General features: G+C 48.3%; 19 protein-coding genes and 3 pseudogenes. 13 read left to right on the top strand and 9 right to left on the bottom strand.

The window, feature by feature from the left end; all coding sequences use genetic code 11:
• Nucleotides 1-49 precede the first annotated feature (49 nt).
• Nucleotides 50-487 (top strand): hypothetical protein, encoded by a 438-nt coding sequence (locus SC127_RS09930; RefSeq protein WP_332626397.1) that lies wholly within the window; start codon nt 50-52, stop codon nt 485-487.
• Between the two features lie 685 nt (nt 488-1,172).
• Here SC127_RS09930 and SC127_RS09925 read toward each other — a convergent pair.
• Entirely contained in the window at nt 1,173-2,585 is a 1,413-nt protein-coding gene (locus SC127_RS09925) for a hypothetical protein (RefSeq protein ID WP_332626093.1), read from the bottom strand.
• A 346-nt stretch (nt 2,586-2,931) separates the two neighbouring features.
• Here SC127_RS09925 and SC127_RS09920 point away from each other — a divergent pair, with 346 nt between their 5' ends.
• Nucleotides 2,932-3,534 (top strand): LysE family translocator, encoded by a 603-nt coding sequence (locus tag SC127_RS09920; RefSeq protein ID WP_332626092.1) that lies wholly within the window; start codon nt 2,932-2,934, stop codon nt 3,532-3,534.
• Between the two features lie 89 nt (nt 3,535-3,623).
• Here SC127_RS09920 and SC127_RS09915 read toward each other — a convergent pair.
• Nucleotides 3,624-4,067: pseudogene (locus tag SC127_RS09915) on the bottom strand (EamA family transporter); the annotation flags it as partial.
• 45 nt (nt 4,068-4,112) lie between these two features.
• On the opposite strand from SC127_RS09915, the gene SC127_RS09910 reads away from it, so the two are divergent.
• Nucleotides 4,113-4,592 carry a GNAT family N-acetyltransferase gene (locus SC127_RS09910; RefSeq protein WP_243079519.1) on the top strand — a complete coding sequence of 160 codons (480 nt, stop codon included), beginning with the start codon at nt 4,113-4,115 and terminating at the stop codon, nt 4,590-4,592.
• Nucleotides 4,593-4,850: 258 nt separating this feature from the next.
• A complete protein-coding gene (locus SC127_RS09905; protein ID WP_279234053.1) occupies nt 4,851-5,102 on the top strand; it encodes a hypothetical protein in 252 nt (83 codons plus the stop codon).
• 163 nt (nt 5,103-5,265) lie between these two features.
• On the opposite strand, the gene SC127_RS09900 is transcribed toward SC127_RS09905, so the two are convergent.
• A complete protein-coding gene (locus tag SC127_RS09900) occupies nt 5,266-5,559 on the bottom strand; it encodes a YciI family protein (RefSeq protein WP_332626091.1) in 294 nt (97 codons plus the stop codon).
• Nucleotides 5,560-5,735: 176 nt separating this feature from the next.
• Complete coding sequence (locus SC127_RS09895) at nt 5,736-6,752, bottom strand: AI-2E family transporter (protein ID WP_332626090.1); 1,017 nt, start codon at nt 6,750-6,752, stop codon at nt 5,736-5,738.
• Between the two features lie 1,115 nt (nt 6,753-7,867).
• On the opposite strand from SC127_RS09895, the gene SC127_RS09890 reads away from it, so the two are divergent.
• Genes SC127_RS09890 through SC127_RS09875 form a run of 4 tightly spaced genes read left to right on the top strand, consistent with a single transcriptional unit; the run spans nt 7,868 to nt 11,890 of the window.
• Complete coding sequence (locus SC127_RS09890) at nt 7,868-8,224, top strand: DMT family transporter (protein WP_243079516.1); 357 nt, start codon at nt 7,868-7,870, stop codon at nt 8,222-8,224.
• The gene (locus SC127_RS09885; RefSeq protein ID WP_332626089.1) at nt 8,217-8,543 is read left to right on the top strand and encodes a DMT family transporter; all 327 of its coding nucleotides are present in this window, start codon (nt 8,217-8,219) and stop codon (nt 8,541-8,543) included. Before SC127_RS09890 ends, SC127_RS09885 begins: the two co-directional genes overlap by 8 nt.
• A gap of 19 nt (nt 8,544-8,562) precedes the next feature.
• Nucleotides 8,563-10,944 (top strand): choline trimethylamine-lyase, encoded by a 2,382-nt coding sequence (gene cutC / locus SC127_RS09880; protein ID WP_332626088.1) that lies wholly within the window; start codon nt 8,563-8,565, stop codon nt 10,942-10,944.
• Complete coding sequence (locus SC127_RS09875) at nt 10,907-11,890, top strand: glycyl-radical enzyme activating protein (protein ID WP_332626087.1); 984 nt, start codon at nt 10,907-10,909, stop codon at nt 11,888-11,890. Before cutC ends, SC127_RS09875 begins: the two co-directional genes overlap by 38 nt.
• A 101-nt stretch (nt 11,891-11,991) precedes the next feature.
• On the opposite strand, the gene SC127_RS09870 is transcribed toward SC127_RS09875, so the two are convergent.
• Nucleotides 11,992-12,279 (bottom strand): hypothetical protein, encoded by a 288-nt coding sequence (locus tag SC127_RS09870; RefSeq protein ID WP_332626086.1) that lies wholly within the window; start codon nt 12,277-12,279, stop codon nt 11,992-11,994.
• Between the two features lie 909 nt (nt 12,280-13,188).
• Here SC127_RS09870 and SC127_RS09865 point away from each other — a divergent pair.
• Nucleotides 13,189-13,995 (top strand): PhzF family phenazine biosynthesis protein, encoded by an 807-nt coding sequence (locus tag SC127_RS09865; RefSeq protein ID WP_332626085.1) that lies wholly within the window; start codon nt 13,189-13,191, stop codon nt 13,993-13,995.
• A 67-nt stretch (nt 13,996-14,062) separates the two neighbouring features.
• Nucleotides 14,063-14,305 carry a hypothetical protein gene (locus SC127_RS09860; protein WP_243079511.1) on the top strand — a complete coding sequence of 81 codons (243 nt, stop codon included), beginning with the start codon at nt 14,063-14,065 and terminating at the stop codon, nt 14,303-14,305.
• Nucleotides 14,306-14,409: 104 nt separating this feature from the next.
• On the opposite strand, the gene SC127_RS09855 is transcribed toward SC127_RS09860, so the two are convergent.
• Nucleotides 14,410-14,811 carry a VOC family protein gene (locus tag SC127_RS09855; RefSeq protein ID WP_243079510.1) on the bottom strand — a complete coding sequence of 134 codons (402 nt, stop codon included), beginning with the start codon at nt 14,809-14,811 and terminating at the stop codon, nt 14,410-14,412.
• Nucleotides 14,812-15,144: 333 nt separating this feature from the next.
• On the opposite strand from SC127_RS09855, the gene SC127_RS09850 reads away from it, so the two are divergent.
• The 3 genes and pseudogenes from SC127_RS09850 to arsC all read left to right on the top strand — a co-directional run bounded on the left by SC127_RS09850 (nt 15,145) and on the right by arsC (nt 16,424).
• A complete protein-coding gene (locus SC127_RS09850) occupies nt 15,145-15,498 on the top strand; it encodes a metalloregulator ArsR/SmtB family transcription factor (RefSeq protein WP_332626084.1) in 354 nt (117 codons plus the stop codon).
• Between the two features lie 127 nt (nt 15,499-15,625).
• Nucleotides 15,626-15,946 (top strand): annotated as a pseudogene (locus tag SC127_RS09845) (ArsB/NhaD family transporter); the annotation flags it as partial.
• Between the two features lie 49 nt (nt 15,947-15,995).
• Nucleotides 15,996-16,424: a glutaredoxin-dependent arsenate reductase gene (gene arsC / locus SC127_RS09840; RefSeq protein WP_332626083.1), complete on the top strand. Its 429-nt coding sequence runs from the start codon at nt 15,996-15,998 to the stop codon at nt 16,422-16,424.
• 62 nt (nt 16,425-16,486) lie between these two features.
• Here the strand turns inward: arsC and SC127_RS09835 are convergent.
• The 3 genes and pseudogenes from SC127_RS09835 to SC127_RS09825 form a co-directional block, all read right to left on the bottom strand.
• Nucleotides 16,487-16,675, bottom strand: a pseudogene (locus tag SC127_RS09835) (arsenical resistance protein ArsH); the annotation flags it as partial.
• A 78-nt stretch (nt 16,676-16,753) separates the two neighbouring features.
• A complete protein-coding gene (locus tag SC127_RS09830; protein WP_332626082.1) occupies nt 16,754-18,136 on the bottom strand; it encodes a carbohydrate porin in 1,383 nt (460 codons plus the stop codon).
• A gap of 162 nt (nt 18,137-18,298) precedes the next feature.
• Nucleotides 18,299-18,601 (bottom strand): PTS lactose/cellobiose transporter subunit IIA, encoded by a 303-nt coding sequence (locus SC127_RS09825; protein ID WP_215844764.1) that lies wholly within the window; start codon nt 18,599-18,601, stop codon nt 18,299-18,301.
• Nucleotides 18,602-18,606: the final 5 nt, after the last annotated feature.

Below are 18,606 nucleotides of genomic sequence, written 5' to 3'. Positions count from 1 at the left end.
TCTATTTTATTTCTATTAACCAGAAAAGATTTTAAGAGTGAAAAACAATATGAAAAAAGATTGTATAACTGCTGTATCAGCTTTGGTGGTTATGAGTGTAATGGCGGGTTGTACCTCTCAGGCTTCACGTATGGCCGATTGTCAGGCGCAAGGCGTAAGCCGGGACGCTTGTTATGTTGCTGAACAAAATCGGCAGGCGACAATCAGTGCCGCTGCTGAGAAACAGGCATTAGAAAATGCAAAGCAGGTTGCTCAAGCGGCCCATAAAGTTAAGCCATTTATTAAGCATTTTAGTGATAACGGAAACAATATCGAAATTAAGCGGGATAAGTTGGGGATCGTGATGGTTGATGGTAAACCAGCGGCTGAAATTGAGCGCGAAAGCGGGAACATCAGTTATCAGCAAGGGTTATATATTGTTATCGCCTACGCAACAGGTAAAGTTGCTGTCACTAAAGAAGGTGTCTTCCTGACATATGCGAAGTAACAGGCAGTTGCTCTTAATGTATCAGGCACAATAGGGAAGGAGTAAATGCAACGTCATATATTGACTCTCCAATATATGGCGTTGCATTTAATGGCATCACCGTTAACCGCTAATATAGGCGAAATGATTGAAAATAGCAGGAATAGCGTTGCTCAATTATCAGATGTGGTGAATAAAATTATCAGGGTTACAGGATGCTAAGTTTAGGTGGGCTGGTTTTTATATTTAATCAATATACATGAAATGAAATCGGATAATAGGTGTTGGACTTATTTAAGCAGAGCCATGTGAACTGATTTTTAAACGTCGCCCCATTACTTATGCATCAAATGATAGTTTCTTGGCTGATGAATATCGCTCCCAGATCAAATCATTTAATTAACTCAACAGCAAATATTGCAAGTGAATGATGATCGCGTCAGTGGAGCATTGATCACACCCGATCTTTAATATTAATCTGAATGATATGAGGCATCTATTATATATATACCCGTTACTGGGCTCGCAATGACCGCTTGTGGCACAGGGCTACCAGCAAAAAGGGTTAGAGGTCTGCTAGGTGCGAAAAGCGGAAGTTCGCAACTGTGCTCACCGTCAAGGGTGCATTATGAACATTGCCATGTGTTAATCAACGGGGTGAGGTCATAAAAGGCTCACCGGCTAAAGCGGTGAGCCTGCTTGCTTATTAACGTATCACACTAACATTTTCCAGTTTCACCGAACTTTCAGGCTTATCCCCCACTTGCTGAGCGACCGGGACGAAGACGTTCAGATCTTGCAGCCACGCTAGTTTGTCACTGCTCCCTGGTTGCCCTTCTTGAGTTTCATGGCACTCAACTAATAGATATTTCCCACTAAACTCAGATGCAATACTATGTGCGTCTCCCTTTCCCGTTACGTCACAGCGTAATGCTGAAGCAGTGACTTTCTTATCGGAATCAATATTGTCCCATTGCGCCTGATATCGTTGACCCGTCACTAACGGGAAACGCAGATCCGTCTGTAACTTGTTGAGCAATGAGGAACCACTGCTGATGGACATAGTGAACTTCAGTTGTAGTTGATTAGCCAGCGTTAAACGTTGCACCGTCCAGATACCATAATCTTCCAGCTTGCGTATATAACCATCCGATTGTGCATCCAACTGTACTTTGACCTTACCGAGCGCGCTTACTTCCGTATAACGAACCTGTTTAAAGCGCGGAAGCGCCCAGGGTTTGAGCAATAACTGCGCCTGGCGCTCAATTGCCGCAGAAAGGGAGAATTTATTCAGCCACTGTGGATTATTATTACTCAGATCGGGCATTGATGGCCCCATCAACGTTGATGCTGGCTTGTTAGCGGCGGGTACAAAGTGTCCTTCGGCTGTGAACGTTTTTCCTACGGGTAACTGGCAGAGCTGCTCGAAGCGTTGTGCCTTAAGCGTGTTAATTCTGAAGTCATTTTTACGGCGAACAATATCAGCAGTGATGAGTGAGTCCGTAACGCGGCCTTCACTGTCAAAGTTCATCAATGCGACAGCGTCTCCCTGATGTGTTTTACAGTTATACAAATAATGCTCAATCTTTAATCCAAGCGGCGCATCGTAAGGCGGTTCCCATATGACATCCGCAAAGTCATATCCCATACGTACCGATAAAATGTCGCTAATGCGCTGGATGCTATTAACATCGACAAGATCGGTAATGCCGACTCTATCCGTAGCTGATAATCTTTCCCATCGTGCTTCTTTTATCGGTAGCTGGCAAACCGTGCGAATATCCTCTGCCGTCATTTGTTTATCATCCTGAGCAGGTGAATAGCGGAGGTAACTGTTGCCGTAAAAGCGAGCTTTGGTCAATCCTTCTTCATTCAGTAAATCCTTGTACAGAAGCTGTGCCTTGCCTTGTTTACAATCAACGGAACGCCATTGCTGAGCTGTTTTTCCGCTATTGAAGTTTAACGACACCATGTAATTCACACGATCGTCGATTCTGGTTACAGAAAAGGGGTTAGTGCCACCCCCTGGCAATGCGGGCTTATCAGCAGCCTGAATGCAAGAAAACGGCAAGAGAGACAGAAAAAAAAGTGGGCGCATTAAAGAGCGTACGCAATACATACATGTTCCTTCATATATTGATTAAGAAATAAAGTTATCGGCATCAAGGAATGAATTGTTAACCTGATTTGAAATGCACCATAGAAATAAACGTAGCGTGAGGATAGCAACGTCCGCTTTTGGCACAAAGCGGTCAGGTGTCAGTCAGAGTCTGTTATGAGCGAAAAGCAGGCATTTTCGCCCAGAATGAACGCTGAAATATCCCAATGTCATTAGTAAGTCAGGTAGGGTGATTTGGATTACGACGAGGATTAGAAAATGAAACAATTTACGAGCCTGTTGTGTAAGACGGATTATGCTTAATAGATTCGCAACGTAGGGGGTGGTCGCTTACTATTTAACGCATATGGACATCAATCTTCTTGGCTTTATGCCAGCATTATTACCTGTTGCTTTGTCTCCTGGAGCAAGTTTCACGCTTGTTATGAGCAGCGCGCTAGCAGATGGACGCAACGGCCTTTTCAGAACCCTCGCCGGAACAGCATTGGGAATTTATACCCATGCGCTTTTCATCGGACTCGGCATAACTGCAATTATTATTTCATCGCCAGCAGTTTATGGTTTCCTGAAAATTGCAGGAACAATTTATCTTCTTTGGCTGGGCGTCATGCTTATCCGAAGTGGACTGAATGCAAAGCGCAATCAACCCAAAAACAGCGTGCCTCCAATTACATTAAAAGGTGCGTGGCTGGCTAATGTCCTCAACCCTAAAGCCATTATTTTTTATCTCACCGTTGTTTCTCATTTTGCTGGAAACCAGGGAGGCGTAGACAACTACCTGATATTAGCTACCGTCCATGTGGTGATTATGAGCCTCTGGCTTATTACCATAAGCCGTATCTTGGTATTCTCAGCCCAAAAAACCAATCCCTTGATGCTGAAAAAATATGTGAACATAGCTGGAGGAGCGCTACTCATTATTTTTTCACTGCGCAGCCTTATTCACTAACTTCTGACAATCGACTTCCGCCTTCTTCTTACTCTGCTCTGAACGATATCATTTAGGTCTGTTTTGAGCGGAAAGCGGACTTTCACTGTTTACAATCGAGGTGTCCTGAAAACCATCATAATCCCGAGCAGGATGGCTCCCATGCCCGCCACGCCTGACATGGGGAGTGCATTACCCAGCAATACGTAATCCAGTGCGGCCGTAATGACCGGCACCAGATAAAACAGGCTCGTTACGTTAACAATGCTCCCTGTGCTGAGCAGCCGGTAAAGCAGTAGCTGCGCTACCACAGAAATAAGTACACCCAGAAACAGCACTGAGGTGAAAAAGGCCGGGGTAAGGCTGACGTGGAAAGTGTCTGTGGGGAGCAGGCAAACGCATAGCACAAGACTTACTCCGTACTGCAGGGGAAGCACGTCTGCAGGGGCCTGGCGGGTTTTCTTTTGCATTATTGCGCCGAACGTCATAAACAGCAGTGCGGCCAGGGCAAATATCACGCCGGAGACAGGCATTGCGCAGCCAGCCGGTCTTCGAACGTGATCTTCAGGTGACTTTTAAGCTGAATCAGGAGGGATGTTATGAGTGTTCAGGATTTCGGGAGTGATATAGAGCCCATCAAAATTTTCAGGGAGGAGGCTGAAGATATTCTGGACAGGATTGCCGGTTTTCTTTTCACCGTTTATCCGTATAAAAAAACCGCGGCTCATATCTGCGATGGGCTTGATAAAGGCCGTGCTAATTTCCGGATTATGGCTCACAGGAAAAAGTATGATCTCTATCTTCGTATCGGCCATACATGGGCGTCAGATGAGCGAAAGAGTATCGTCGTTGCGCGCATAGGATTTGAAAAACAATCTTCAGGGCATGGAACGGCGTTGCTGAAGAAACTGACAGAAATTGCTCAAGAGTACGATTATAGGTTTTTGGCGATTGAGTCAGTGAATGCCAACAGTGAAGCGTTTGCCCGTAAGCTCGGTTTCGAACAGCACTCTATACCCAAATGCTACATCATCGCGACTGAAGCGCTGATCATGAACCTGCAAAGACGGGGAGCATGAAAAGATATTTGAGGGTCAATTTATCTTTTCAATAATCTGAATCTGTTAAAGCCAATTAAACACCGGGATAACCTCTAACGCCATTGAAAAGGGGCCGTTATAACAAATATGTAAGATCTGGCTGTTATGAAATGAATCATGATTAGCGTTTTTATTGACCAATTGGTAGAGCCGCAAATTTGTAATCTATTCCTCTTTTCAGGAGGAACTATTGTGCAATTACGTCACTTATTTATCTCGACATACGTTGTTCTGTTGATGGTCAATGCTCCGGATGCTTTAGCGGCATCCATCCGGCAGAGCGATGACCAGATCCGACAGCTCATTATCGACGAATCGATCGCATCTTATCCAGGAGTCTGTGCTTGTCCGTTCAATTCCGCGCGTAACGGAAGCAGCTGTGGCAGGCGAAGCGCGTGGAGCAAGCAGGGAGGATATGCACCTATTTGTTATAAAAAAGAAATACCAAAAGAGATGGTTGATGAGTGGCGGAAAGGACATGACGCTTAGCCTAACCGCTGGTGGATAATTTTTAGCGCTGGCTGGCATCTATCCCTTTCGAAATTAAGACGACTCATAGCTCATGAATTTACTGAAAAGTCGTGGCTGTTATCGGGATTCCAGGCAGGCAACTTACGGAAGTCTCTCGTCCGCTATGAGCGAAAAGCGGACATCAATCTTTAAGCATGTCCTCAAAGGCCAGGCTCCACGATAAAACCTCAACCGATGCTCGCAAGCCATGGACCCAAAAAGGATCATCGGAAAATATGGATAAGGCCTCTTCTTCATGCTCAGCCTTCACAACCCATAGCGCTCCGACAGGTTGATCGGTATGCTTTTCACGTAATGAACCGGCAGCAAGAACCACACCTCGTTTTTGCTTTAACCAGTCTAAATGAGGATTGAGATAGTGTTTTCTGACATTGTATTCACTTGGATGATCGGTGAACCTTATTGCGAAAAGCATGCGGTTGTCTCGCGTCAATAAAAAAATGAGAACAATTAAGGGATCAAAACTTTATTTTGGAGGTTTCAGCCTGTAAGCACTAAAAAGGATAGAAGATTTTGAATTCCACTAAAAGGGGGCAGCATTCGCTTTAAATTAATTCTGCTGCATATTTGACAGGTTGATTTAACGTCAGCTTATATGCCCTGCCGGTCTAAATAGCCTGCTAACAGAATTTTTTTAATAAGATAAGTAAGCGGAATGGCAAGAATTGCTCCGGTGATCCCCAGTAAGGCCTGCCAGAACAGAAATGCCAGCAACTGCGTAGTCATCGTCATGTCCAACTGCTTACCAATCAGGAGCGGTTCTATTACCGAACTCAGCGTCAGGTTTAATACCGTAAAAAATCCCGCCACCACCAGTGCAGTTTGCACATCAAACAGAATGTAGCTCTGGATCACTGGCGGCATCGCTGCCAACAGCGAGCCCAAAACCGGGACATAATTAAGAACGAACATCAGTACTCCCCAGAAAAAAGCAAATTTTAATCCGAGAAGATGTGCGCCTGTGCCGACAATCGCGCCACCAAGGATACTGCTCAGCGTCTTCACTCGCACATAGACAATGACACTCTGAATACTTTCCTGTAATGCGATGTACAGCGCCTGATATTTCCCCTGCGAACGTTGTTGCAGCGTGATTTTAAGTAGCGGTAGTTCATATAACATAAACAGCAGCATCAGGAACACCATAAGCCACCAGGAGAGCACGCCAGGGATTTGAGTCAGTAATGCAGTTACCCTACGAACTACCGTGCCTGCATCGATAAACGCCAGTATTTCGCTGGGTGTCAGAGTGATATCAATATAGGAAAACGTCAGTATCAGTTGCTCCACCCGGCTTGCCAGTAACAGTGGTGCCTGGCGACTGAGCTGAATTAATTCCGGTGTCAGCGCAGTCAGTTTGACAGTAATGAATACGATAATCATCAGCAAGACCACAATAACTGACAGTGAAGACAGGATGCGTGGGATCCGTTTTTTTTCCATCCCTGTGATGAGTGGATCGAGCATGACAGACAGTAAAACTGCCAGCAACACCTGGTTAATTAACGGAGCGGCAAGATGTAATCCGAAGATAATCAGGGTGAGACAGGCAAGTGTAAACAGCACTGGTAACAGGGGCGTCCACAATGCAAACCAGTTCTTTCTCATCAATTGTGCTCCTTAACGACAGGGGCTCGCACTATAAATGAAGGTCTGCAAAACGAGCTTGTCTGAAGTCAATACGACTCAACCTAACGTGCCGCATGCGTAAGGTTTTAACCAGCCTGTCAGACCTGACACCATCACGGAGCAAATATTCTGTTCGCCGTTTAAGGTGAAGCCGGTGGCAAGGATGAATGGACATCTTAAACGTCTGATTAATGGCGGGCTGAGTTATTCAGAGCAGCAGTCGTATATCAGTGGTTATTTAATTCATTACTGATCACGGCAACGTTATGCCTGCCCGTAAAGGCAACGTAGTCAGCGTGGTTAATTCTCATCATTCCACACCGACAGTTTTCAGAGTCTGGAAAGTGAATAAAACCGCACCAGAATCAAAAAAAAATTTTCTATGCGGTGGCATTATACACGCCAGATTCTGGCGCAACTTTCATTTACTGAAAAATTAAACCTGCATTGCTGACTTGCCAGTGAATATATCAGGATTAGAGAGTTAATCACTATGCATAAACTGTTGATAATATTAATTGGAGTGCTGATGGTCGCTGTCATCCTCATTTCTGACAGCCATGGCGGAAAAGTTCACAACAGGGATCAGGTATTTCAGTTAAAACCGCCTGTAACTGACTGAGTTATTATTAATTCCGTAATTGTAAGTATTCATACATTCTGCCCCTTGCGCTTTCCGTAAATCTATATTTTAAACAAGGTAAGTAGAGCTCTGTAAAGAGTAATGAAGTAAAAATCCTGCCACACAAAAAATAATGCATTTTTTCTTCGCGCAGCGTCAGTTACCAACACTGCCGGCCCGGTGGGTTATGTATTCCGGCTTCAGCCCCTGCGGTCCAAAATAAACGTTACATTGATTAAGATCAGGGTAATGTTTTTCCCGGCCGGTAGTCTACCCGCCACCGTTATTTAAGCTCCGGAATATTTAATAAAGTTGCTGGTGATTTTAAAAAGTCATGGCAGAGGTAAGTTCAGCGGCTTTTACACATTAACTGTCGTTTATTTTAACAGGCGCAACGCTTTGTCGCACGCGTCTGTCCCTGCTCCTGAGTAAAAGCAAAGCAGGGGGGAAGAGATAACTGAGAGAGGTAATAATGAAAATTAACTGTAAAGCGTGGCTTTGGCTCATCCTGGCAATAACGGCCGAAGTCACCGCCACCTTTTATCTTAGCCGTAGCGAAGACACTTACAGTCCTGTTCAGGTCATCACCATCATTCTGGGTTACGGTGTAGCGTATTACGCGCTGACGTGGGTGATGAAATCTCTGCCTCTGGGTTTTGCATACGCGTTGTGGTCCGGTATTGGCATCACGGCCGTCAACTTCATCAATATTGTCTGGTATCAGTACCGGCCTGAGCCAGCTTTTTACGCGGGCCTGATGCTCATAATCAGTGGCGTACTGATTATTAATCTTCTCTCCGGACATAAGGAGGAGAACCGCCATGAGTAACAGCGTGATTATTGCCTGGATGAGCCTGGCAGTCACTGCAGAGGGGCTCGGTACTACGCTTCTGGCCAGAACGGAACATTTCCGCCGGCCTGTTCCTACGCTTCTTGTTACGTGCAGCTATGTCCTCTGCTTTTATGCTCTTTCCCGCCTGATGGCACTGACTTCCCCCGGTCCTGCCTATGCCGTCTGGGCAGGGGGAGGGGTGCTGCTGGTCAGCCTCTCAGGCCAGATATTTTACGGTCACAAACCCGACCTGCCCGGCGCGCTAGGAATTGGCGCCGTCGTACTCGGCTGCGCGATGACTGGCCTTTACAGTTGAGAATGAAATGAGGTGCGTTTTGGAAACATATATCACTCCCCGCATCACCGCGATACGCGATGAATATCTTCAGGCCCGCCCTTCCGTGTGTATTAACCGGGCGCTGGCATTCACCGATGTATACCGCCGGAACCCGGGTTTACCAACCGTCATTAAGCGGGCCCGGGCATTCCGGGCGGCCTGCGAAAGGGCACCGCTGGCAATTTTCGACAACGAGCTGCTTATTAGCCATCCTGCCGGGCGTCGGCGGGGGGGAGAATGTTCGCCGGAAATCGCCTGGCGCTGGCTGGCCGATGAGCTGGATACGCTTAGTACGCGCAGTCAGGACCCGTATGACATTGATGAAAGCGACAAACGGCGCCTGCGGGAAGAGATTTTTCCTTTCTGGAAAGGCCAGTCACTGGATGAAATGGCAGAAACGCAGTTGCGTGAGGCGGGGCTGTGGAGCTGGAGTCATGAGGCGGGTATATGCGATTTGAGCATTAAAACACAGAATGGCGGCGGCGATTCCTGTCCTGGTTATGGCAACCTGTTACTGAGGCGGGGCATGGCTGCCATCTGTAACGATGCTTATGAGCAGCTGGCCAGACTGGACAGCACCTGTCCGGAGCACATAAATAAAATTCATTTTATGCAGTCCGTTACCGAAACGTGTGAGGGAGTGATGCTTTACGCCCGGCGCTATGCAAATCATGCGCAGACCCTGGCGGGAAGTTGCGCCGATCCGATCCGTGCGCAGGAGCTCAGGAAAGTCGCAGAAATATGCCGTCGCGTGCCAGCCCATCCCCCCCGAAATTTTCATGAGGCATTGCAGTCCGTATGGTTTCTGCAGTCGCTGTTTACTCTTGAAGAGAATCAGACGGGTATTTCGCTGGGCAGGGCCGATCAGTATCTCTGGCCGTTTCTGGAAAAAGACCTGAAAGAAGGCACATTAACGAAGGCTGAGGCGGGCGAGCTGATTTGCTGCTGGCTGGTAAAGATGTCGGAGGTTATGTGGCTGTGTAGCGCAGATTCCGCTATGTATTTTGCCGGCTATCAGCCCTTTATCAACCTGGTCGTTGGTGGCCAGAAACGCGAAGGCGGCGATGCGACAAATATGCTGAGCATGATGTTCATGGACTGCTCGGCCCAGCTGAAACTCTACCAGCCCGCGCTGGCGGTGCGGATCCACAATGCATCGCCGGAGCCCTTCATGCGCAAAATTGTCGAAGTAGTCCGCAGCGGCATGGGTTTTCCGGCCTGCCACTTTGATGATACACACATTAAGATGATGCTGCGTAAAGGTCTGGATTATGAAGACGCCCGCGATTACTGCATCATGGGCTGTGTTGAGCCGCAGGTTGCGGGCAGAATGTACCAGTGGACGTCAGCCGGATATACCACTTTTACCGCTGCTATTGAGCTGGCCCTGAATGACGGACACAGCCCACGGGACGGTTCGCTTCAGGGGGAGCGCACCGGCAAGCTGGAGAGCTTCAGCGACTACGCGTCCTTTGAAAAGGCAGTCTGGCGTCAGCTGGACTTCATCATCCGGCGGGCCGCTCAGGCAACGCTGATCCTGCAACGTCTGCACCGTGATTACGCGCCAAAGCCGCTCATTTCCTGCCTGACCGAGGGCTGTCTGGAGCAGGGGCTGAACGTTATGGATGGCGGAGCACGGTTCAATAACGGACCGGGTCTGATCTGGACCGGCCTTGCGGATTACGCCAACTCTATGGTGGCGATACGAGAGCTGGTTTATCGCCGGCGGCAGGTTTCTTTGCCGGGATTAGTGCAGGCGCTGAAAGATAATTTTGCAGGTCATACGGCCCTGCATCATGCCTGCATGGAAGTGGCCAAGTACGGTAATGACATTGAGGAGGTTGATAACGTGGCGCGCGATCTCATTAACTATGTCGATCGCGAGCACCGCAAGTATCGCATGCTGTATGGCCCCTTCACACTCGGTACGCTTTCCATTTCCAATAACACGCCGTTCGGCAAGCTGACCGGCGCACTGCCTTGCGGACGATTAGCTGGCCGTCCACTCGCTGACGGTATCAGCCCGGCCCAGCAGACGGACGTACTGGGGCCCACGGCCGTCATCAGCTCCGTCAGCCGTATCAACGTCGAGGCTATGGAGGTCGGGATGGTGCATAACTTTAAACTGATGTACGGCATTCTGGAGTCTGAAGAAGGCGAGCGGGGCCTGATTAACCTGCTCCGCACTGCCAGCCTGCTGGGCAATGCACAGATGCAGTTCAGTTATATCGATAATGAAACGCTGCTTGAAGCCCAGCGGTCGCCGGAGGACTACCGCTCTTTGATGATCAGGGTAGCAGGTTACAGCGCCTTTTTTACCGAACTCAGCCGGGAGGTCCAGGATGAAATTATCAGCCGGACGGTGCAGTCAGGTTTCTGACAGACCGGAGGTCACCGGCCGGGTGATCAACATTCAGCGCTTTTCCATCCATGACGGACCGGGCACGCGCACCGTGCTGTTTATGAAAGGCTGCCAGATGCGCTGTGCCTGGTGTGCCAACCCGGAAAGTCAGGACCTGCGGCCTGAAGTTTTTGTAGATGAGTCAAAATGTGACGGGTGTGCCCGCTGTCAGCCTTACCGCCGCGCCTTTTTCGAGCGGCCTGATGTGGCCTTGCTTCCCGACCGTACTGCACCGGATTCTACAGCCTGTCGCGCACTTAAGCGTACCAGTGAGATCATTGCGCTGGATGAGGTGATGGCCCGCCTGCGACGTGATGAGCCCTTTTACCGGCTTTCAGGCGGTGGCGTGACCCTCAGCGGGGGCGAAGCTGCCCTGCAGCCTGACTTTTGCCGAGCAGTGATTACGGCATGCAGAGAGGAAGGGCTGCACACGGCGGTGGAAACGGCCGGCTTTGCGTCGTGGAAAAACGTGTGGCTGACGTGCGGGCAGGCAGATCTCATCTTATATGACCTCAAAATGTCGACAGATGAGCTGCACGTACGCTACACAGGCGTCAGTAACAGGCGCATTATCCGCAACCTCGAAATGCTCCTCGAAGCCGGTAAAAAGGTCCGCATTCGCGTCCCGGTCATACCGGGCGTCAATGACACAGAAACGGAAAGCGACCGGCTGATGGCGCTGATACGCAGCACGACGCTGGGATACAGCAATTTTGACGGAATAGATTTGTTGCCATATCACCGTTACGGCGTACATAAATACCGGATGCTGGGGAAGTCATATCCCTTCGAAACCCGGCACAATGAGAGCAGGCCGGCTGATATGGCGGTAATGAAAAATGCTGCATTGCGCTGGATGCTGATGACTGACGAGGACGCTTGTGTACCTGCTTTAAATCAACCGGTACATTTTCAGGAGCGGTAACTTCAGCGCCCCCACCGGCACCTAATTTCCCGGCATCCTGAGATGCCGGAATATCAGGCATCATGCAAAAACCGCTTTAAGATTATAAATCCGGTTCATGTTTACCTGTAACGGTATGGACAGACTGCAAAGGTACAGGCATGCACATATGAGCATGCACCATTCACAATATATTTTTCACAGCCAGTATGAGTTACCAGCATCTTCCAGAACGGCATACTGAACTGCTGTTCTTTGATTAAGGAAAGCGATTTGATTATTTGATTTTCCCGAAACCATACTCTGCCGCTTTTATAGATAATCTTTTTGCCTTTTACTATGTTCCTGTTATATACATGCCAGACAATCATGGCCTCCTTTTTCGGATGAGAGATAAACGTAAAAGACATGTGCGTCTCCGGACTGACTAAAGTCTCTGTCACCGTATAAAACATACACTCCCCTTCATTTCATTAACACTAATTAGTTTAATGATAAGGTGAGGGAATAATATTGAGTTACAGCATTTGTATAAATCCGTAAAATATAATATTGAGGCAGTTAAGAGAAGGTTAATCAAATAAAGATAAACAGGTAGAGTTGCATGCCAGTTGTTATTTTTATCCTGAAAGCTCTCCGGTGTTAATTAATGTTACTATCAATGTTATATTTTCTTGGGTGATGAATGAATAAATTCAGTACGATGTTAATAAGCAGTGAGGTGCGGAGTTATTACGCAAAGGAACAAGTAATCCAGTATCTCAGGGTTATCTCGCGGCAGTATATTATTGCGGTTTACCAGTACCCGCATGGTAAATCAGCTGTCGGGTATGATCTGGATTCGCGAAACGCGTATGGTCAGAGTGTTCAGGTTGTGGTCTGGGTTCCAGATAAGAGTGCACTCTTGCGTTATGCCAGACTGGCTAAGCCTGCGCCTGAATTCTGATTTTCGCAGTTTCGTGGGATGGCTGACGATGCAGATTTCTAAGGCATTGCAAAAAAAGGAAATAATTGTCATTCAGTAATAACATCAGGCGTGAATTGATATCAGGATTTACTATAATCAAGCTGAATTCGGTGTTTCCGCCGTCAGAAGAACATAACCAGAGCAAAGTAGGCGACCTGGTCCCTACGCAGTCGTTTGATGAAATCATTTCAATATTTCGCCAGACAGGAGCGGAAAACAACATACAGTACAGAAAATGCATGGTTTCAAAACTACAAAAGAAGGGGTTCTTTAAAATTAAAGGCCGCGTAAATCATATCGCCCATGTACCGAGTTTCTCGTTACACCATTTATAACTGACTGGAAAAAAACGATGATAAGCAATAATAAAAACTCTATCCCGTTTTATCAGGTTGATGCTTTCACTTCTCAGCCGTTCGGCGGTAACCCTGCGGGGGTTTGTCCGCTTGCGGAATGGTTGAGTGATGAAACATTACAGGCAATCGCGACTGAAAATAACCTCTCAGAAACGGCTTTCTTTGTGCCAGTAGAAGAGGGTTATCACCTGCGCTGGTTTACGCCCGCTGTAGAAGTGGATTTATGCGGTCATGCTACGCTTGCGGCGTCCTGGGTGTTATTCAATAAACTGAATTACTCAGGGGAAATAATCAGATTCCATACACGTAGTGGAGAACTGGTGGTATCTAAGCCCGGGGATGAGTATTGCATGGACTTCCCGGCGAAAGAAGCTAAGCCCGTAGAAACGCCGACAGGTTTGCTGGAAGCCCTTGGCATTAACACCGGCGCGGTTGGGGTGTGGAAATCTGACGATCTGATCGTTCTGGTAGATAATAAAGCCATCATTGAGAAGTTGTCACCGGACTTTAACTCATTGAAGAGCTTCAATACTCGCGGCGTAATTGTTACTGCTGCGGATGATAAATTTGATTTTGTATCTCGCTGGTTCGGACCGAAAGTCGGTGTAAATGAAGATCCGGTGACTGGCTCTGCTCATACCTTTCTAGCGCCATTCTGGGCTGAACGTTTGGGTAAAAAAGTGTTATTCGCCCAACAGGGCGGTGCACGTAAAGGTACACTGCGTTGCGTTGTTCGCGATGATGGACGCGTTGAGTTGTACGGTGCGGCGCGTATGACGATTGAAGGGACGTTCAGCCTGTAATGATACATAAAGACCTCAGTTTTGTGGTCACGGTCGGAACGGTCATCCTCATTCTTATGTATTGCGTATGCGTCTGGTTCTGTCTGAGCTAGAGTTTATCTGGGTGGCATATTACCGCGCCACCTCTTTTAAAAGAGTTATCTTCATCGGCACGATGCGTTTCGGCCTGTATGCTTCACCTTCCAGACTGGAAATGCCGCCCGAAAACTGGGCATGTGATGCAGCAGAAATGGTTAATGACTTTGTGGCCCGCCTGGAAATCGGAAACGTATCCTACGTTAAGCCTGTTTTTACAGCAACTTGGTACTGACGGGCTGCTATAAGCGAAAATCGAACCTGGTAAGCGCAGCATGTGGAGCTTAAGAGAGTATTCGTATCCCGGCTACCCGCTGAAGGCGCAACCGGTAAAGAGGTTTAGTTTTGCTTGTTCTGGTAGAGATCCCAGCGATTGCCGTACAGGTCTTCAAATACAACGACTAAACCGTACTCCTCTTCACGAGGCTCCTGGCAAAATTTAACCCCTTTTGATTTCATAGCATTGTAGTCACGCCAGAAGTTATCAGTCTGGAGAAACAGGAATACCCGCCCACCACACTGATTGCCGATAAAGCCTTCCTGCCTCTCGTTTGAGGCGCGAGCCAGAAGAATATTGCAGTCGCTTTCCGGGTCTGGTGTCACCACAACCCAGCGTTTACCTGGCTGCGGCGTATCCTCAATAAGGGTAAAGCCCAGCTTGTCCGTGTAATATTCAATCGCTCGATCGTAATCATCAACTACTACGGCCACATAACCTATGCATCGCTTCTGCGTTCTCATTTTCTGCTCCGTCAGGTTTCAGGCATAACTGCCCGGATAATCCTTTTATCACAAACGAACCGCACTCACCGTCTGGATTGCTCCAAAGTGCCCACATCCGTTTCTGGCACGAAGCAGATGTATACAGAATTACGGTCCGCTATGAGCAAAAGCGGACGTTAGATATTAAAAAGTGAATACAGCCCTTCGTAAAACTGCACAGGCTTAACATCCGTTTATGCTTCCAAAAGAATAAACTCTGTACAGATTTTTATATGCGAATTAGTGCATGTGTTGTTGACTGAATGTTTGCAAGAGGCAACACTGGTTTTAATCTTGGACTCAGGAATGACCATGCCGCAACTTCTGCCCCTGCAACTTTTCAAAAATCTCTCTGACGAAACCCGGCTCAACCTGGTGCTGTTACTGCGCGAAAAAGGTGAGCTTTGCGTCTGCGAACTCTCATTCACGCTGAATGAATCACAACCCAAAATTTCTCGTCACCTTGCTCTGCTTAGGGAAAGCGGACTGCTTATCGACAGGCGAGACGGCAGATGGATCCATTACCGTTTGTCTCCGCATATGCCAGCCTGGGCAGCAGCAGTGATTGAACAGGCTTACCTGTGCCAACGGGATGACATCCTTAAGCTCAGCAAGCAGGCTGAACGCGATAACGCAACCACCAACGGCAAGCCTGTCTGCATTTAAAAAATTTGTCTTTACATATTCGTTTTTTTGCATGTGTTATGCGTGGGCTAATTATCAGCGCGTTTTAACGGATGGTTATATTCAAAAAGGAGAATGTATGTTTCTGGCGCTAGGCTTCAGCCCCGGCACCACGCTGGCGTTTGTGACGGCGTCACTCTCTTCGGTGATGGACAACATGCCCACCGTGCTGGTTGGCGCGCTTTCGATTGATGGCAGCACCGCTCAAGGCGTGGTGAAGGAGGCGATGGTGTACGCCAACATTATCGGCTGCGATCTCAGCCCGAAAATCTCGCCCATAGGCAGCCTCGCCGTTCTGTTGTGGCTGCACGTACTGGCGCAGAAAAACATTACCGTCAGCTGGGGCTACTACTTCCGCGTGGGCTTCGTGATGACCCTGCCGGTGCTTTTTGTGACGCTGGCCGCGCTGGCTCTGTGCCTGTCTGTTTAACTTAACCCAGAAGGCAGCCTCTGCGCAGCGCCTTAACGGAGAACCGCTTATGACTGACATTACCCTTTACCACAACACAGCCTGCGGGACGTCCCGTAACACCCTGGCGCTGATCCGCAACAGCGGTGCCGAGCCAGCAGTGATCCTTTATCTGGAGACGCCACCGTCGCGTGACGAGCTGAAAAAGCTGATTGCGGACATGGGCATCAGCGTGCGCGCTCTGTTGAGAAAAAATACGGAGCCGTATGAGCAGCTCGGGCTGGCAGAAGACCGGTTCAGCGATGACGAGCTACTGGACGCCATGCTGGCTCATCCGATCCTTATTAATCGCCCGGTGGTGGTGACGCCGCTCGGCACGAAGCTCTGCCGTCCGTCCGAAGCGGTTCTCGACATTCTGCCAGATCCGCAGCAGGGAGCGTTTACCAAAGAGGACGGAGAAATGGTCATTGATGATCACGGTAACCGCGTCAGCCACTGACCTTTCATCAGGCTGCAAGTTAAACGTGTGTGAAAAACAAAAGCCGGCATCTGTCGGCTTTTTTATATGCTGCGCTGGCTGACCCGCTTTGTGAGCTGCGCGGCACTCTCTTTCCTCTCGTTGTAGCGGTCGGTCAGGTAGTCAATGCGCCCACGCGTCAGCAGGGCGAACTTCATCAGTTCCTCCATCACGTCCACAATGCGGTCGTAATACGGTGAAGGTTTCATACAACCATCCTCATCGAACCGTTTCTCCGGTATCGGGTTGGAATACTCTTCAGAAAGTGCAGGCAGCGACATCTCAGATGCTGCCCGTCTCTTATACCTTGATTAGAACCAGGCTTCCCACATCGCACCGACGTTCAACGAGTCGAGTTGTGTATCGTCATCGCTGCCATTCACGCGAGCCGTGCGTTTGTTATCCACTTCGCCGCCGGTGACGTAGAACCGCAGCATTGGGCGGAATTCTGGTCCCATCGCAATCGAAATGTTTTGCGATAGCGTCAGCTTCCAGCCATGGTTATCACCACCCATATCGTAATCAACGCGCTGATAACCCGCTTCCAGCCAGGTGGAGTGAACATCATTCCACCAGTACATCGGACGAACAATGGCACCGTAGTTTTTGCGATTATCGGTGTTATCAGCATCATTGTCGTAATCATGGAAGGCGAGGAGATATTCAACTTGTGCCTGTTGAGTGAACTTATAATTACCTTCGAAGCTGGCATAAATCGTTTTTAATTCATCGGTTTTGCTGTAAACGCTGTTATCAGAGTTGTCAGAGTAGCGGGCGATCACTTTGTTAACGCCTTTATCGCCGGTGTGGCTCAATACAAAAGCGCCTTGCCAGGCTTTACTGCGCTCTTCGCTCTCAACGGCTTTTGAGTCAAATCCGTAGTTTGCGTAAATCTCCAAATCCAGCGGGCCAACCTTCATACCGTGAATTTTTGAGGTCAACGCATAATTACCTTTGTCGCCCGTTCCCGAGCCGCCGGTACAAGTAATGCGTGAGGGATTCGCTTCATCATCCATCACTTCCGGGCTACAAGATTCAACGGCAGCGACAGCGGCGACGTCAAACTTCACGCCACCAATATCAAAGTCTTTGACGCCAGCACCTTGGCCATCATGGTTCATCCAAAAATAGTCGTTGATACCTTGCTGTGGTCGTTGATGAAAGTCGCGGCCCGCCCAAAGATAAGCATTAGGATTGGAGGCGAGAATATTGGTCACACCGGCATAGGCTTTTTTAAGGTTCACCTCATCGCCCCAGTGATCGATCATGACGTTAACGTCCCAAATCGCGCCGTTATCGCCTTTAAACGCTTTGGAAAGTTGAAATTCACCGCCGTTACCTTCATTGCCCAAACGACCAATAGCAGAAGCACCATTGTAAGAGCCATCTACACCCACGTATTTCTGATCGCCACTCTGGAAGTGCGCGCCGTAACGGGCGTAGCCGGTAAACTTCACCCCAAAAGGGATCGCCATATCGGGGGATTGTGCTGTGCTTTGTGGCTCGTTGATAACGTCAGCTTGTTTGTTCACGGCCGCATCAATTTTTGCCTGCCGTTCCGTAAGCGCTTTATCGACCGCTTTTGCCACGATGGCGTCAATTTGTTCCTGAGTAAATTCTTGTGCAAACACAGATCCAGAGCAAAGCGAAGCCATAACCAGCAGCGAGGCTGGAAGCTTTTTATTTGTTTTCATTGTTGTCTCAATATAGTCAGTTATTTTCAGACAATAACGTTCTCGCTGAACGCGGCACAATAGTGTGCCGTCGCCCAGGAGAGCGGTTTTATTTTTTATTTACAGAGGTAGGTCTTATTTAAGATTGAATTCTGTTTATTACTCCAACTCGTTAATAATAATTTAACGCTGATAAAGATGAATAATCTCAGCAGAAAGTTCACGCGCTAACATCGACGTCATTAAGTGATCCTGAGCATGCACCATAATTAACGTCATCGGCTGCTTCGCTTCGCCGGCATCCTGCTCGATTAATTTGGTTTGCATTTTGTGTGCCTGACGCGCGAAAGTATCCGACTCTTTAAGCAGCTTGTGCGCTTCATCAATACTGCCCTGACGCGCAGCCTGCAAGGCCTCGAAGCACAAACTGCGTGACTGTCCTGAGTTCACGATGATTTCCATCACCGCCTCTTCTAAATCAACCATTCTCT

Origin of the sequence: Pantoea sp. T14 (genome assembly GCF_036663535.1) — a bacterium.
Taxonomy (GTDB): domain Bacteria; phylum Pseudomonadota; class Gammaproteobacteria; order Enterobacterales; family Enterobacteriaceae; genus Pantoea; species Pantoea phytostimulans.
Note: the sequence above shows the minus strand (reverse complement) of the source record. Positions and strands in the feature narration are given on the sequence as shown.